This window comes from Microbacterium sp. 71-23 (assembly GCF_001897265.1).
In the GTDB taxonomy this organism is placed as follows: Bacteria; Actinomycetota; Actinomycetes; order Actinomycetales; family Microbacteriaceae; genus Microbacterium; species Microbacterium ginsengisoli.
Genome location: NZ_MKSL01000011.1, coordinates 79,854 through 94,405, shown reverse-complemented (window position 1 = coordinate 94,405; position 14,552 = coordinate 79,854). Strand labels below are relative to the sequence as shown.

The following is a 14,552-nucleotide window of genomic DNA, read 5'->3' as shown; positions in this document are numbered from 1 at the left end:
CCTCCCTCTCTCGTCGCCGCCTCGCTCCCTGCGCAATGTCGGAAGTTGTGGCCGACTCGCCGGTTCGCGCATGACGAGGGCGGGGTGTCGCGCAGAACTTCCGACGGAGTGTGGAGTGACGGCCCCTCCCCCATGCCCGCAGGCCACCGACGATCCACGGATGCCGCGCTGCTCGGACACTCACGACGTGATGTGCGCCCACCATGGCCATGTGTGCGACGAGAGGACGGCGGTGCGAACGAGCGCGCAGCTTCGCGCGCTGCGCTACTCACGCACCCGCATCGAACGTGCGCTCGAGACGGGCGAGCTCATCCGCCTGCGGCGAGGCGTGTTCGCGACACCGTCGAGCTGCGACGATGTGCGTCGCGCTGCGCGGGCGGGAGGCCGGCTCCGTGCATCAGCGCGGCTCGCCACCTCGGGATCTGGGCGCTGAGCGACGACGACCACCTCCACCTGCGCTGTGGCCGCCACAGCCGCACCCCCACAATCGTCGAAGCCGACACGATCGTGCACTGGGGCGACGCGCCGACCCCGCGGGCGACAGCGCGGAGCGTGCTCAGGGAGATCGATCGCTGCGCGGGAACGGAGCAGTTCTTCGTCGCCCTGGAGTCCTCCCTGCGCCTCGGACTCGTCGCGCCGCACGATCTCGCCTGGCTGCACGAGCGCACGAACGACCGAGCCCGCGAGGCGATCGCGTTCGCGCGAGACGATGCCGACAGCGGGCTGGAGTCGCTGATCCGCTGGCGATTGCGGCACTGGCAGCTCGACGTGCGCGCCCAGGTTTCCGTCCTCGGTGTCGGACGGGTCGACCTTCTCATTGACGGACGCCTCATCGTCGAAGCCGACGGGCGCGAGAACCACGCGGGCGCCGAACGGAGACACCACGACCTCGTTCGAGACGCAGCATCCGCCGCCTGGGGATACCGCACACTACGGTTCGACTACGCCCTGATCGTGCACGACTGGGACCTCGTCGAACGCGCGATCCTCGGCGCGCTCGGCCTGGGGTGATCGACCTGCGACGCACGCCGGTAGGCATCGACAACCCGCTGCGACCATCACAACGTCGGAACTTTCTCCCGACACCCCGCCGCGCCGAGCGCAATCGCGGCGTGCCATCGAGAAGTTCCGACGCTGCGGGGTGCGAGACACGCCGAAAGCCGGCGTCGCACACGGTCTGGCGCGTCAGCCTGAAGACCGGCGCGCACGGTTGTGGGCGTCAGCCCGGGACCGAGAACGCCCGGATGCCCCGGCCGGGCCGGGATGCCGCGGCGCGGCTGCCGCACGCCCGGATGCTGCCGCTCAGTCGCGGCGGGCAAAGGATCGATGGGGCGTACCGCGTCAGCCCGGGATGCCGCACGCCCGGATGCCGCGGCTCAGTCGCGCGGCGAGAGCAGGTAGGCGTTCAGCTCGGCCGTGAAGGCGGCGTCGTGCGGGAGAGCCTGGCCGTCGACGACCGTGATCGGGGCGGCGAGGCGGACGCTCGAGACGAGCCACGCGGCATCCGCGTCGGCGAGGGCCGCCGTCGGAAGGGTCTCGTAGGCGGTCGTGAACCCCCGCTCGGCGAGGTGGGCGAACAGACTCAGCTGGGTGGTGCCGTGCAGGATGCCGGCGGCGGGCTCGGGGGTCACGAACTCATCGCCGCGGCGCAGCACGAGCGACGCGGTCGGCGCCTCGAGCAGGAATCCGTCGGACGTGGCGAAGACGGCGTCATCCGCGCCGCGTCGGTGCGCCTCGCGCAGCGCCGCCATGTTGGTCGCATACGACAACGTCTTCGCGCCGAGCAGCAGCCACGGGGCGCGGGCGGGTGCGGCGAGGTCGAGCCCGCGATCGAGCACGACGACGGAGATGCCTTCGGCGCGCGGGCGGGCATAGTCGGGCGCGGCCGACGCGGTCACCCACGCGGTCGGGGTCGGGCCGTGCTCGATGCCGCGACTCAGGATGAGCTTGATGACCGCCTCGCCCTCCGGGCACTGCGCCGCCGCGCGGGCCACGGCGGCGCGCCACTGGGCGAGGTTCGGCACCGGAAGGTCGCAGATCTCGGCGGAGTGCGCGAGCCGCGCCAGGTGCGCCTCGACCTCCTGCGGGTGCCTGTCGACGACACCGATCGACTCGAAGATGCCGTCTCCGCGCTGGGTGCTGAGCTCGCCGATGCTGAGGGCGGGGGCCGAGGCGTCGACGGGCGCGAAGGTCGTGTCGAAGTCGGTGCGGGGGTCATCGGATGCCACGGGCTCGATGATGAGCGCGAAACGCCAGGTCATGCTGCGAGCCTACGCGCGCGACGGCGACGCGCCCGGGCGGATGACGCGGGAATGCCGCCCGGGGGCGCTCCGTTACACTGGACCGGCCGGGCCGCAGTAACCCCGGGCTCCAATATCTGCCGCTGCGAGCGGCCTTGCGCCGAGAGGCGTTTCTGCGGCTCGGTTCTTCCCTTCCTCCGTGCGGGTGCCGCCCCGGTCGGGCGCGTCGCGATGCGAGGGCGTGACTCAGGAGCAAGCGTCGCGGCGCCGAAGCGCCGCCCGGTCCGGCGTGTCGCGGCGCGAGAGCAAGCGACTCAGGCGAGCGCGTCGCGGCGCCAGAGCGCCGCCGCGCCCGAGAGGTCCTCCGCGTAGGTGTCGAGGCGCAGCGCCCGCGTCGTGAAGGCGCTCGCGCGCGCCGGCTCCGCGACGTCGTGGTCGTCGGCGAGCTGCACCGCACCGGCGGCGACGATGCGGCAGAAGGATGCCGCCCGCTCGAGTGCGACCGCGAAGTCACCCTGGAACAGCCCCCGCAGGATCGTGTCGATGAGGGTGACGAGCTCGTCCGGGCCGGCCGGGGTCGGCGCTCCTGCGACCACCTCGTCGGCTCCGGAACGTGCCAGGCGTCCGCGCTCGAACAGCAGCGCCGCGGTGCGCGGGTCGTCGTGGATCATGAGCTGCAGCAGATAGAGCCGCCAGAGCGCGCCGGGCAGAGATCGAGCGGGCGCACGCGACCACAGATCGGCGATGTCGTCGATGCCGTGACGGTCGGTGAACGCGACGAGGCGTTCGACGACGTCGACGTCGGGGTCCTCGCGCACGCGCGCGAGGAGTGCGGCGGCGGTCGAGTGGGCGATGCGCGAGACCTCGGCCGGGTCGTCGCCCGAGTAGAGCCGGTCGAACAGCTCGGCGGGGCGGCGCACGGGCTTGTGGTACGGCCGGGGATCGTCGCTCACCTGTCCAGGGTACGGGGCGAGGGGCGCCTCCCGGGCCGCACCGCCCGCCGGCTCAGCCGGCCTGGTTGATGCGGATGAGGTTGCCGGCCGGGTCGCGGAATGCGGTGTCGCGCGGCCCCCACGGCTGGTCGGTCGGCTCCTGCACGAGGTCGGCGCCGAGGGCGGTGAGGCGGGCGAACACGCCGTCGAGGTCGTCGGTCTCGAACACGATCGGGCCGATCGCTCCCTTCGCGACGAGCCGGTGCAGTGCCTCGGCGTCGTCGGGCGAGCGGCCGGCACCGGGCTCGGAGAGCACCACGGCCACGTCGGTGCCGGGCACGCCGAGCGTGACCCAGTGGAAGTCACCCGCGGCGACGTTGTTGCGCAGCTCGAGGCCGAGTCCGTCACGGTAGAACGCGATGCCGGCGTCGATGTCGTCGGAGGTGATCGGGAAGAAGCGGAGCGAGATCGAGGTCATGGCCTCCACGCTACGGGCGGGAGGCGGCATCCGCTTCTCTGATCCTGCTCACTCCGCATCGTCGGCGACCGGGACACGGTGCGCGATCAGACGAACCGGGTGGGGCGGGTGAGCACCCGCGCCATGCAGGCCGGGATGTCCTCGGTGGCGGCGTGATCGCGGGCCCGGTAGGCGCTCGGTGTCTCGCCGACAAGCCGCGTGAACCGGGCGCTGAACGACCCGAGGGATGTCGCTCCCACCCGCATGCACGCATCGGTCACCGTCGTCCCCGCCCGCAGCAGCGCCATGGCGCGCTCGATGCGGCGCGTCATCAGGTAGCCGTACGGCGTCTCCCCGTACGCGTCGCGGAACTCGCGGGAGAAGTGCGCGGTCGACATGAACGCCTCCCGCGCCATGATCGCGACCTCGAGCGGTTCGGCGTATGAGCGGTCCATCAGGTCGCGCGCCCGTCGCAGGCGCGCGAGCACCTCGGGGGTCTGCGCGCGGGGGGTCACCCGTTCACGCTAGCGCTGCGGGGGCCGGTGATGCCGGGGCGCGCACGGGGCGCCGGTGACGCCGGTCTCCCCGGGCGCGCACCGCCGGAGTGCGTCAGGCCGGCGTCTCGATCGCGAGCACAGGCTTCGTCGTGGGCTGGCCGGTCGCCGAGCCGCCCTGCTGCTCCACCGTCACGGCGACGATGTCGCCCGCCTGGAACCCACCGCGCAGCTGCGCGGTCGCCGACCCGCCCGACACATCGAACGTGCCCGCCGCGGTCGGCACGCCGTCTCGCAGGTACCAGAGCTCATAGGTTCGGTCGCTTGCGAGGCTCGCCATGCCCGACGAGACGAGCACGGCCTGGCCGAGCGAGGACGACCAGTGCAGGGTGGCCGTGCCGCCGCCGGTGACGCCCGCCTGGGCGCTGGCGGCATCCGGTGCCGACTCGATCTTCTCGAGCGCGACGACCGCCGCGGGCTTCGGGTTCAGCTGCCCGGCGATCATCGTGCCGCCGATGCCGATCGCGACCACCAGAGCGATGCTCGCGGCGAGGGCGAAGAGGATGCGGCGTGCCCGCCGCGCGTTCGCGATGGGGGCCGACCGCACCGATTCCACGCTCGGTGTGACGAACGTGAACGGCGCGGGCGGGGCGTCGGCCGCGGCATCCGCGTCGGAGTGCTGCGGAAGGTCCTGGATGCGGGCGAGCAGCGAGGCGCGGAGGTCGGCGGGGGGCGCGACATCCGTCACGGTGTCGGCGAGTGCGGCCGCGGCCGCCTCGTCGGCAGTTACGGTGGCAGCCCACTCGGGGTGCGACGCGAGCGCCTCGTCGAAGGCGCGCTGCTCGTCGGGCGAGAGAGCACCGAGGGCGCGGGCCGCCGACAGCTCGGCGAAGTCGTTCTCGTTCACGGGGTCACCCCCATCTCCTGTCTGAGTCGGGCGAGCCCGTCTCTCATACGTGTCTTGATGGTGCCGAGCGGTGCACCCACGAGGGCGGCCACCTCACTCTGGCTGTAGCCGCCGAAGTAGGCGAGAGTGAGCGCTTCGCGCTGCGCCTCGGGAAGGGAACGCAGCGCCTCGTGCACACGTTCGGCGTCGGTTTTCAGTTCGACCTGCTCGGCGACGTCGGCGTGCGGCACCGCGATCTCCCGCAGCCCGGCTCGGGTGTCCCGGTCACTGCTCGACTGCGATGCGCGCACTCTGTCGACGGCTCTGCGGTGGGCGATGGTCATCACCCACGTGCGGCCTTGTCCCTTGTTCGGAACGAACCGCCCGGCGGATTGCCACAGTTCGAGGAAGACCTCCTGCAGCACCTCTTCGCTCTGCGACCGGTCGACGAGTACGCGCAGGATCAGACCGAACACCCGCGACGACAGCGCGTCGTACAGCTCGGCGAACGCGCCCTGGTCGCCGCCGGCGGTCGCCACCAGCAACTCGGCGATGCGGTCGACGACGGGACCCTCCTCGGGGACGTCAGCGCCGTCGATCACCATGTCGACCAGCATGCCGTACATTCACGGACTCCTCTCGCAGCGGACGGGGCGGTTGACGCATACCGCGGGCCGCGGCATCCGTCAACACCGTCATCCGAAGGTGAACGAGTAGGCCTGCACACCGGGCGACACGGTCACCTCCAGCACGCGCTGACCGTCGGAGGCGGCTCCGCTGGAGACCAGTTGGTAGGCGTTGGGAGTGCCGCTGACCTGCACGGTCTGGGTGGCGCCGCCCTGCAGCGTGTAGGTGACGGTGCCGGTGCCGCCGAGCACCATCTGCACGATGCCGGCGTGGAAGCGCAGCCGCACCTGGGCGGGCTGGTCGGTGCCGGGGGTGATGCTCTGGGAGGTCAGGTTCCAGCTGCCCTGCACGACGAACGAGTCGTCGGGCTGGGAGGCGGGGTAGGCGAAGGTGGTCGTGCCCGGGTCGTAGGCGGTGCCGCCGCCGAAGTTGGCCTGCTTGGCCGCACCGAGGAACGTCTCCTGCGTGGTCGAGCCGACCTGCGGGGTGGTGTCCTGCACCTCGGTGGGCGGGGGCAGCTGCACGTTCGGGTTCGCCTGCACGAGCAGCTGGCGGATCAGGTTCTCGGTGGTGGCGTAGTTGCCTTCACCGAACTGGATGTTGCGCACCACCCCCTGCGCGTCGATCAGGTAGTGGGCGGGCCAATACCGGTTGCGGTAGTTGGTCCAGGTGTCGAGGTTGTTGTCGATGGCGACCGGGTAGGTGATGCCGAAGTTCTTGGCACCGGCCATGACGTTCGCCGGGTCCTTCTCGAAGGCGTACTCGGGCGAGTGGATGCCGATGACCTCGAGTCCGAGCGAGGCGTAGGCCTTGTTCCAGGCGACGACATGCGGGATGGAGCGCTGGCAGTTGATGCACGAGTACGCCCAGAAGTCGATCAGTACGACCTTGCCCTTCTCCTGGGAGAGGGTGATCGGCTGGTCGTTGGGGGTGTTGAACCACTGCTGGATGCCCTTGATGCTCGGCGCCGTGCCGCACGATTCGAGCTCGGTGGCACCGGCGGTGCACTTGTCGAGGTTCTTGTTCTCGTCGTTGACGAGGCCGCCGAGGGCGAGAGCCTTCTGCGCGTCGGGGTTGTCGGTGAGCTGCTGCTGCAGCCCCGACGTGTAGTCGGGCACGAGCTGCTGCAGCAGCTGGGGCACGTTGAACACCAGCCCGACCGACAGCGCGATCATGGCGGAGCCGCCGATGATGCGCAGCAGGCGCTCGCGGGTGCGGAACGCGCGGATGCGCTGCACGACCGCGCGCCCGGCGAGCGCGAAGACGAGCAGCGGCACGGCGACGCCGATCGCGAACGACACGGTCAGCAAGATCGTGTCGGCGCCGATGCGGCCTGTGGAGCCGGCGACGATGATCGCCGCGAGCACGGGACCGGCACACGGCACGAACACCGCGCCGAGGGCGAGACCCACGCCGAAGCCGCTCCCCCGGTTCGTGACCTCCTTCTGCGGAAGCCAGGTGAACGGCTTCTCGAGGATGCGCTCGAAGCGGGGCACGATGAGGCCGATGCCGATGAGGATCAGCACGACGATGCCGACCCAGCGGATGATGTCCTGCGGCAGGTTCAGCAGTCCGAGGATCAGCGACCCGACGAGGGTCACGACCGTGAAGCTCAGCACGAGGCCGGCGATCACCAGGAACGGCCGCCAGCGGGAGGCGGGGCGCACCTCCTCGTCGCCGGTCGCGGCGCTGGCCTGCACGCCTCCCGTGAGGAAGATGACCGGCAGCACCGGAAGGATGCACGGCGAGATGCCGGTGATGAGTCCGCCCAGGAGGCCGATGATGACGAGGGTCATGGCGACCTCCCTTTCGTGTCGGTAGCAGTTCGGCCCCGTCGCCCGTTCGGATGGGAACTGCTGCCCGCGAACACGCTGAGTGAGCGGATGCGGCGGCCCGAGGCATCCGGATCTGTTCGATGTCCAATCCGATCCCGCGACCGCCCCGAACGGCTTGGTGAACGTCGCACCGCGGCGGACGCCCCCGGAACGCTCGGGTGCGTCGTTCACTCCCACGGGTCCCCCCGGCCCACCCCTCACCACGGAGGAATCATGCTCACCACGAAGTCCAAGGTCATCTCCGGCGTCGCGCTTCTGTTCGCGGGCGCCCTCGCGCTGACCGCATGTTCGAGCTCCACCACCAGCTCGGGATCGATGTCGACGCCGTCGTCGACCCCCATGGCATCCGCCACGATGGACCCCTCGGCCGACCTCGTCGGCCCCGGCTGCTCGGCTTACGCGTCGGCGGTGCCCTCGGGCGCCGGCTCGATCCAGGGCATGTCGCAGGACCCGGTCGCTGTCGCCGCCTCGAACAACCCGCTGCTCACGACGCTCGTCGCGGCCGTCAGCGGCAAGCTGAACCCGAACGTGAACCTCGTCTCGACCCTGAACGGCAGCGAGTTCACCGTGTTCGCCCCTGTCGACGACGCGTTCAAGAAGATCGACAGCGCCACGATCGACACGCTCAAGACCAACAGCGACCTGCTCACGAAGATCCTGACCTACCACGTGGTGGCCGGTCAGATCCCGCCGTCGCAGATCGTCGGCACCCACACGACCGTCGAGGGCCAGACCCTCACCGTGTCGGGTAGCGGCAGCAACCTCACCGTCAACGGCAACTCCGCCGTCATCTGCGGTGGCGTGCACACCGCCAACGCAACCGTGTACCTCATCGACACGGTGCTGATGCCGCCGAGCAACTGACGCCCGCGTCACTCACGTCAGCGACCGCTCGGACTCGCCGGAGTCCGAGCGGTCGCTTTCGTCTGCCCGGCACCGGCCGGAGCGCCGTGCGCGTCCCAGTAGGCTGGAGGACACGGGCCTGTAGCTCAGTCGGCAGAGCATCGGACTTTTAATCCGCGGGTCGTGGGTTCGAGCCCCACCGGGCCCACCCGACTTGTCGCGCTGGGGTCGGCAAGAGGGCGTGAGGAATCATCTGGCGACGCTGCGATGTATTCGTTTTCCACGCCCTTCTTCCCTCACCACGACAACGCCACGCGCGAGCAACTCATCTCCAGCGCCGTCGCCGCATGCGAGCGAAGCCGGACGGGACGAGGTGACCGCATCCGGCCTGAATCGCATGTGATCGGAGCGACCCGTTCAGGCCCGGCTGGCCTCGTGGACGCGGAGGCGGACGGTGGCGGCGTGCAGGATCGGGGACGTGACGTTGTGGGTCCCCGCGCGACGGAGCAGGCCGCCGAGTATGGGCTCGACTTCGGTCGCGCGTCCTGCGACGAAGTCCCGGTACATCGACGTGGTGAAGTCTGATCCGCGCCGGGTGAGCGCAGCCCTGACTCGCTCGATCGCGGCGGGGCGAGGTGAATGGCCCGCCGCGTTTTGGATCTGGACCACCTCGTCGATCAGCAGCTCGACCAGCTTCACACCGTCTTCTACTGCGGCGATCGCACCCGCAGGCCCGCCCAGTAGCACCGTCGCCGCCCCGCCTGCGGCCATGAACAACCACTTCTCCCACATGTCGTGCACGATGGTCTCGGACACCACGGTATCGATGCCGGCGCCCGCGAACACGGCGCCGAGCTGGGTCACTCGGTGTGTGAGTGACCCGTCGAGCTCTCCGAAGGCAATCGATGCCTCCGGGCTGAGCTGGGCGATGTCTCCATTCGCGCAGAGCTCTGTAGCAACGACAGCCACGCCGCCGAGCAGAACTGCTGTGCAGAATCGAGAGCGAATCAGGTCTATGTGGTCGATACCGTTGAGCTCCGGCAGGATCACTGCGCGCGTGCTGAGGACGGCTGTCAGGTCGTCGAGGACAGCGTTGAGAGACATCGCCTTCACAGCGAGGAGCACGACGTCCCAGCGGTCATCGAGCCGGTTCGCAGTCACCGCTGAAACCGCGACTGCGGTGCGAGCACCGTCGGGGTCGATGAGCGCGAGCCCGTCTTCGGCGAGGGAGGCGGCTCGGTCTGGACGCACAAGGAAGGTGATGTCGACGCCCGCCCGCGCGAGACGTGCACCGAAGAAGCCGCCCACAGCGCCCGCGCCGACGATGAGAATGCGCATGGACATGTCCCGCCCTTCCGAGTTCAGTCGATCGCGTTCGGCACGGTGCGTGCGGCGCGGCTGGCGACGCGGCGCGCGAGGAGGCGCGGACCCTGAGAAATGGTGACGACTCCTGCGATGACGACAAGACCGCCGAGAAGTTCGGGCAGGATCGGCAGTTCGCCCAGCCAGCCCCAAGCGATGAGCACCGCGACGGGAGGGACGAGGTAGAGGAGCGACGTGGACACGGCCACCGGCATCCGCGCGACGGCGTAAGCCCAGAGGACGAAACCAGCCGCAGACGGCAGTAGGCCCAGGTAGATGGCTGCGAGCCACGGTGCCGGGCCGGCGCTGAGGAGCCCGTCGAGGTCGAAGGCCACCGCCGGGAGAGTCATCACAGTGCCAGCGATCATGGCGTAACAGGCGACCTCGACGCTGCTGTACCGCTGGAGAAGAGGACGCTGCAGCGGGTGATAGATGCCCTGCACCACCATGGCAGCCACCACGATCCACACCGCGGCTGACAGTGACACGCCAGCGCGAGCGAGGCAGACGAACGCGACGCCGGCGAGGGATATGACGCTGCCCACGATCGTGGTGCGGGAGATGCGCTCGGTGAAGAGGACGCGGGCAACGGCGACGGAGACCAGCGGCGCGGCGGCGACGATGATGCTCGCCGTCCCTGCAGGCACGTACAGTTCCCCACAGTTCAGCAACAGCTGGTATGCGGTCATCCCGAAGAACCCGCACGCCGCGATCCACCCCAGATCGCGTGCCCTCGGAATCCGGGCCTTCGCCAGGACTGCAACGATCACCAGCGCGACCGCCGCCACGAGCAGGCGTGCGAACGACAGCCCGATAACCCCCATCGCGGGAACCGCGACCCGGATCGCAGGGAACGCGGACGCCCACAACACCACTACCAGCACGCCAGCCAGGAATGCCCTATTGACTCTCACGGATTCAGAGTGTCAAACTCAATACATCAACACAACTTACGTTCTCTTACTTAACAGATAAAAATTGCTTAAGGTGAATTGGCATGATCGACGTGCGCAAGATCCGGTTGCTCGCCGCCCTGCAGCGTCTCGGCACGATTGCGGCCGTAGCGGAGGAGATGCACATCAGCGCCCCCGGCGTATCGATGCAACTCACCGCTCTTGAGAAGGAGATCGGGCTCCCCCTCACACGGCGGCAGGGCCGCCGACTCGTACTCACCGCCGCCGGTGCGACCCTCGCTGACCACGGTCACGCCATTCTCGACAGACTGTCGCTTGCGGAGCTTGAACTAGAGGCACTCCGTGCGGGGACAGTCGGTCGATACGCCCTCGCCGCATTCCCCTCGGCGGCTCGCACATTCGTCGCGGATGCCTACCGCACCATGCTCGCCGACACTGGAGCGGCCCTAGAGGTGCGCCTCACCACTGAGGAGCCGGATAGCGCGATCGCGGCCCTCATGACGGGCGACGCCGATCTGTCGGTCGTCCATTCATACTCGAACGTGCCCAGGAACCTCCCGAACGGTATCGAGTCTCAGCACCTCGGCAGCGAACCCGTCTGGCTGGCGGTGTCGGCGACCTATCGACAGCCGGCGTCGACCCCGCGACTATCCGACTATGCGACAGCACCGTGGATCGCGCCGACAGCCGACGTGACCTGCTTCACGATGATGGAACGCGCCTGCGGCCTCGCCGGATTCCAACCCCGAATCGTCGCGGAATCCATGGACTTCAGCGTCCAACTCGAACTCGTCGCCGCCGGAGTCGGCGTCGCTCTCGTGCCCGCGCTGACCATCGCGCAGCTTCCTGACGGCGTCGATCTGCTCAGTCTCGACTCCCCGCTCGTGCGCAGCGTCCACCTCGCAGCGCGCACTCCCGACGTCGTCGATCCTGGGATACGCGCCCTCACCCGCATCCTCACCGAGGCGGCGGCAGAAAGACTGCCTCTGCGACCTCTCGCCACCTGACACGAAAGTACGCCGTTGCCTATATCCGACCTGGCTGAGCGCATCCGTATCACGCTCTACCGTCACCTCGCAACCACAGGACGATCGCTCGATGCTCGACAACTCGCCGCTGCGGTCAAGGCCACCCCCGACGAAGCGAGGGCCGCACTCGTCGAACTCGCCGATTCCCACCACCTCGTGCTCCAGAACGGGGACGTCGTACTCGCCCACCCGTTCGCCAGCCGTTCGTTCCGCTTCTCCGTCATGAGCACGACCACACTCTGGTGGGGCGGATGTGCCTGGGACGCATTCGCAATTCCGCACCTCGTCCCCCACTCCCCGTCCGCGCTCATCGCGACCACCTGCCCCGCCTGCGGCGCAGCCCACGCATGGACAGTCACAAACGAGTACCCGCCCTCGGGCGACCAGATCGCGCACTTCCTCGTCCCTGCGGCCGAGATCTGGCCCGACGCCACCCACGCCTGCGAGAACCAACAGATCTATTGCGACGAGAGCTGCCTCGACGACTGGCTCGCCAGAACGGGCAACACTCGCGGGTATGTGATGACGCTGACCACGCTCTGGAACCTCGCCGCGCACTGGTACGACGGCAGGCTCGACACACCCTATGAGCGCCGCGATCCCACCCTCGCTGCGGCCTACTTCCGCGAGGTCGGCCTGACCGGCCCCTTCTGGGGTGTGGAACCATGACGACAATGTGCAGAGGTGCCGTGACGCCGTGACGAACGGGCGCCCTTCGCCCCGCAACTCGCATGGAGGATGTGCAGCCGGCGACGGCGTGCGGATGAAGACATTCCGAGAACGTCGATACGCCGACTGCTGAATACCGCTGTCGTCCGACCGGGGACAGCACCTCGGAAAGTCGACAGCAACGCCGCGGATGTCTGCGGTGGTGTTCACACCGCCCGCACAGCCGCATGCCACGTCGACCCCTTGCCGCTCCCACCGAGAAGCACAGCGGCCCGGAATGCACTCGACAGAGCGCGGCACTCAGCCATCGTGAGCTCGAGGCCAACCGGGCCCACCCTCACCCCCGGACGAGCAGATACCCCGCGAGCGCGAAGCCGCACAGCGCGATGAGCACGCGGAGCACCGCCGGCGGGAGACGACGGGCCACCGCGGGGCCGATGAGGCCACCGAGCACGGCGCCGATCGCGAGCGGCCACATCGCCGCCCACACCACCGTGCCCCACACCGCGAACAGCACCGCGGGCAACACGTCCGAGGCGACGAGGATGACGTTCTTGAGCGAGTTCGCGCGGTGCAGCACGGGTTCGGTCGTCAGCAACAGCAGGGTGATCAGCAGGATGCCGGAACCCGCCCCGAAATAGCCGTTGTAGGTCGCGACGGCGCCCCCGGCGATCGCGGCGGCGGGGCGCGGCATCCCTCGCCCGAAGCGTCGCTGCGCGCGGGCGATGACCGGCTGCGCGAGCAGCACGAGGGAGCCCGTCGCCACGAGGAAGGGCACCACCCGGTCGAACAGGGCGCCCGGGGTGAGGACGAGCAGTACCGCCCCGGCGAGGGAGAAGAGGACCGACGGCGGCATCCAGGTGCGCAGCGTTGCGGCATGGCCGCGCAGGTCGGGACCGGCGCGCAGCGCCGAGCTGAGCCCGCTGCCGAGGAGCGCCACCGAGTTCGTCACGTTCGCCGCGAGCGGCGGGATGCCGACGGCGAGCAGCGCCGGGAACGCGACGAGGGAAGTGATGCCGCCCGCCGTGCCGATCACGCCGGCGACGAGCCCCGCGACCACGAGGAACGACGCGGTGAGCAGATCCGGCACATCAGCACCCTGGCAGATGCCGGTCGCGGCTGCACGACGAACGCCGGCACGGTGTCGAGGCTGCCGTGCGCCGGAGAACCGGATGCCGCGGCCCCGCGGCCGACTGTGACGTCGAGCGTCAGTGCGGCAGCAGCAGCACGGCTGCCAGAAGCACCGGGATGCAGCCGATCGTCGTGATGAAGATGGTGTCGCGGGAGATCGTCTGGCCGACCCCGTAGCGCTGCGCGTAGTTGAAGACGTTCTGCGCGGTCGGCAGTGCCGCGAGCACGACGACGACGAGCACCCCGTGCGCGTCGAGGCCGAGCACGTAGGTCGCGACGAGCCATCCCACGACCGGCATGACGATGAGCTTCAGCGCGCTCGCGAGCAGCACGTCGCGGCGATGACCCGCCACCCCGAGCACCTTCTGGCCGTTGAGCGACATTCCGTAGGAGATGAGAAGCACCGGCACCGCCGCGCCCGCGATGAACTGCAGCGGCTCGAACACGATGTCGGGGAGCGGGATCTCGAACGCCGAGAACAACGTGCCGAGCAGGGAGCCGATCACGATCGGGTTCGTGACGGTGCGCAGGATCGTGCGCCCGATGCGCAGCTCGTCGGAGGTCGCGGCATCCAAGAGCGCCAGGGTGATCGGGGTGAGGATCAGCAGCTGCATCAGGATCACCGGCGCCGGGTAGGCGGCCGACCCCAGCAGGTACAGCGACAGCGGGATGCCGATATTGTTCGAGTTCACCTGCGCCGCCGACAGCGCGCCGATCACGGTCTCTCCGAGTCCGCGCCGCCACACCAGCCGCGCGATCACGACGTAGACGGCGAGCACGATCGCAGCCGTCAACGCCGACGCCGGCAGCTGCGCCGAGAACAGCACGTGCACGTCGGCCTTCGAGAGCACCACGAACAGCAGGAACGGCGAGAGCACGTAGAAGACGAGCCGGCCGAGCACGAACGGCGCGTGCGGACCGAGCAGTCCGATCCGGCCCAGCACGTACCCGACGCCGATCGCCACGCCGACCACGACGAATCCGGTCAGAGTGGTCAGCACCCTCCCAGGGTACGAGACCCGGACGAATGGTCTGACCATGGCCGGCGCGCGTCGCCACGGCCGGTGACGAGAGCGGATGCCGCGGCCCGCCGCATCCGCCGTCGTGGCGCGTTGCCGCGCCCCGACGTGCATG

15 protein-coding genes and 1 tRNA gene are annotated in these 14,552 nt (G+C 69.6%); 5 read left to right on the top strand and 11 right to left on the bottom strand.

What is annotated here, in order from left to right:
- The first annotated feature begins 552 nt into the window (after nt 1-552).
- A complete protein-coding gene (locus tag BGO15_RS02955; RefSeq protein WP_235557424.1) occupies nt 553-1,011 on the top strand; it encodes an endonuclease domain-containing protein in 459 nt (152 codons plus the stop codon).
- 365 nt (nt 1,012-1,376) lie between these two features.
- Here BGO15_RS02955 and BGO15_RS02950 read toward each other — a convergent pair whose 3' ends face one another.
- The 7 genes from BGO15_RS02950 to BGO15_RS02920 all read right to left on the bottom strand — a co-directional run bounded on the left by BGO15_RS02950 (nt 1,377) and on the right by BGO15_RS02920 (nt 7,432).
- Nucleotides 1,377-2,261, bottom strand: coding sequence for an aminotransferase class IV (locus BGO15_RS02950; RefSeq protein ID WP_056210298.1), 885 nt, complete (start codon nt 2,259-2,261; stop codon nt 1,377-1,379).
- Nucleotides 2,262-2,554: 293 nt separating this feature from the next.
- Nucleotides 2,555-3,193: a hypothetical protein gene (locus BGO15_RS02945; RefSeq protein WP_045245863.1), complete on the bottom strand. Its 639-nt coding sequence runs from the start codon at nt 3,191-3,193 to the stop codon at nt 2,555-2,557.
- Nucleotides 3,194-3,245: 52 nt separating this feature from the next.
- Nucleotides 3,246-3,650, bottom strand: coding sequence for a VOC family protein (locus tag BGO15_RS02940; RefSeq protein WP_056210300.1), 405 nt, complete (start codon nt 3,648-3,650; stop codon nt 3,246-3,248).
- Between the two features lie 86 nt (nt 3,651-3,736).
- Nucleotides 3,737-4,084: a helix-turn-helix transcriptional regulator gene (locus BGO15_RS02935; RefSeq protein ID WP_045245865.1), complete on the bottom strand. Its 348-nt coding sequence runs from the start codon at nt 4,082-4,084 to the stop codon at nt 3,737-3,739.
- A 154-nt stretch (nt 4,085-4,238) separates the two neighbouring features.
- Nucleotides 4,239-5,030 carry an anti-sigma factor gene (locus tag BGO15_RS02930; protein ID WP_056210302.1) on the bottom strand — a complete coding sequence of 264 codons (792 nt, stop codon included), beginning with the start codon at nt 5,028-5,030 and terminating at the stop codon, nt 4,239-4,241.
- Nucleotides 5,027-5,626 (bottom strand): ECF RNA polymerase sigma factor SigK, encoded by a 600-nt coding sequence (gene sigK / locus BGO15_RS02925; RefSeq protein ID WP_200930940.1) that lies wholly within the window; start codon nt 5,624-5,626, stop codon nt 5,027-5,029. Before sigK ends, BGO15_RS02930 begins: the two co-directional genes overlap by 4 nt.
- 78 nt (nt 5,627-5,704) lie before the next feature.
- The gene (locus BGO15_RS02920; RefSeq protein WP_056519167.1) at nt 5,705-7,432 is read right to left on the bottom strand and encodes a cytochrome c biogenesis protein DipZ; all 1,728 of its coding nucleotides are present in this window, start codon (nt 7,430-7,432) and stop codon (nt 5,705-5,707) included.
- A 252-nt stretch (nt 7,433-7,684) separates the two neighbouring features.
- Between BGO15_RS02920 and BGO15_RS02915 the strand changes: the two genes are divergently transcribed.
- Both BGO15_RS02915 and BGO15_RS02910 read left to right on the top strand, forming a co-directional pair.
- Complete coding sequence (locus tag BGO15_RS02915) at nt 7,685-8,335, top strand: fasciclin domain-containing protein (protein ID WP_045245858.1); 651 nt, start codon at nt 7,685-7,687, stop codon at nt 8,333-8,335.
- Nucleotides 8,336-8,449: 114 nt separating this feature from the next.
- A tRNA-Lys gene (locus BGO15_RS02910) sits at nt 8,450-8,522 on the top strand.
- A 209-nt stretch (nt 8,523-8,731) separates the two neighbouring features.
- Here BGO15_RS02910 and BGO15_RS02905 read toward each other — a convergent pair.
- Together BGO15_RS02905 and BGO15_RS02900 are read right to left on the bottom strand one after the other, a co-directional pair.
- The gene (locus tag BGO15_RS02905) at nt 8,732-9,658 is read right to left on the bottom strand and encodes a ketopantoate reductase family protein (RefSeq protein ID WP_056210303.1); all 927 of its coding nucleotides are present in this window, start codon (nt 9,656-9,658) and stop codon (nt 8,732-8,734) included.
- 17 nt (nt 9,659-9,675) lie between these two features.
- Nucleotides 9,676-10,590: a DMT family transporter gene (locus BGO15_RS02900; protein WP_056210306.1), complete on the bottom strand. Its 915-nt coding sequence runs from the start codon at nt 10,588-10,590 to the stop codon at nt 9,676-9,678.
- A gap of 83 nt (nt 10,591-10,673) precedes the next feature.
- Between BGO15_RS02900 and BGO15_RS02895 the strand changes: the two genes are divergently transcribed.
- A complete protein-coding gene (locus BGO15_RS02895) occupies nt 10,674-11,597 on the top strand; it encodes a LysR family transcriptional regulator (protein WP_056519169.1) in 924 nt (307 codons plus the stop codon).
- Nucleotides 11,598-11,612: 15 nt separating this feature from the next.
- Nucleotides 11,613-12,287: an organomercurial lyase gene (gene merB, locus BGO15_RS02890; protein WP_056519172.1), complete on the top strand. Its 675-nt coding sequence runs from the start codon at nt 11,613-11,615 to the stop codon at nt 12,285-12,287.
- Between the two features lie 337 nt (nt 12,288-12,624).
- Here merB and BGO15_RS02885 read toward each other — a convergent pair whose 3' ends face one another.
- Together BGO15_RS02885 and BGO15_RS02880 are read right to left on the bottom strand one after the other, a co-directional pair.
- Nucleotides 12,625-13,377 carry a sulfite exporter TauE/SafE family protein gene (locus tag BGO15_RS02885; protein WP_056210309.1) on the bottom strand — a complete coding sequence of 251 codons (753 nt, stop codon included), beginning with the start codon at nt 13,375-13,377 and terminating at the stop codon, nt 12,625-12,627.
- A gap of 118 nt (nt 13,378-13,495) precedes the next feature.
- On the bottom strand, nt 13,496-14,419 hold the full coding sequence (locus tag BGO15_RS02880; RefSeq protein WP_056210311.1) for an AEC family transporter: 924 nt from the start codon (nt 14,417-14,419) through the stop codon (nt 13,496-13,498).
- Nucleotides 14,420-14,552 lie beyond the last annotated feature (133 nt).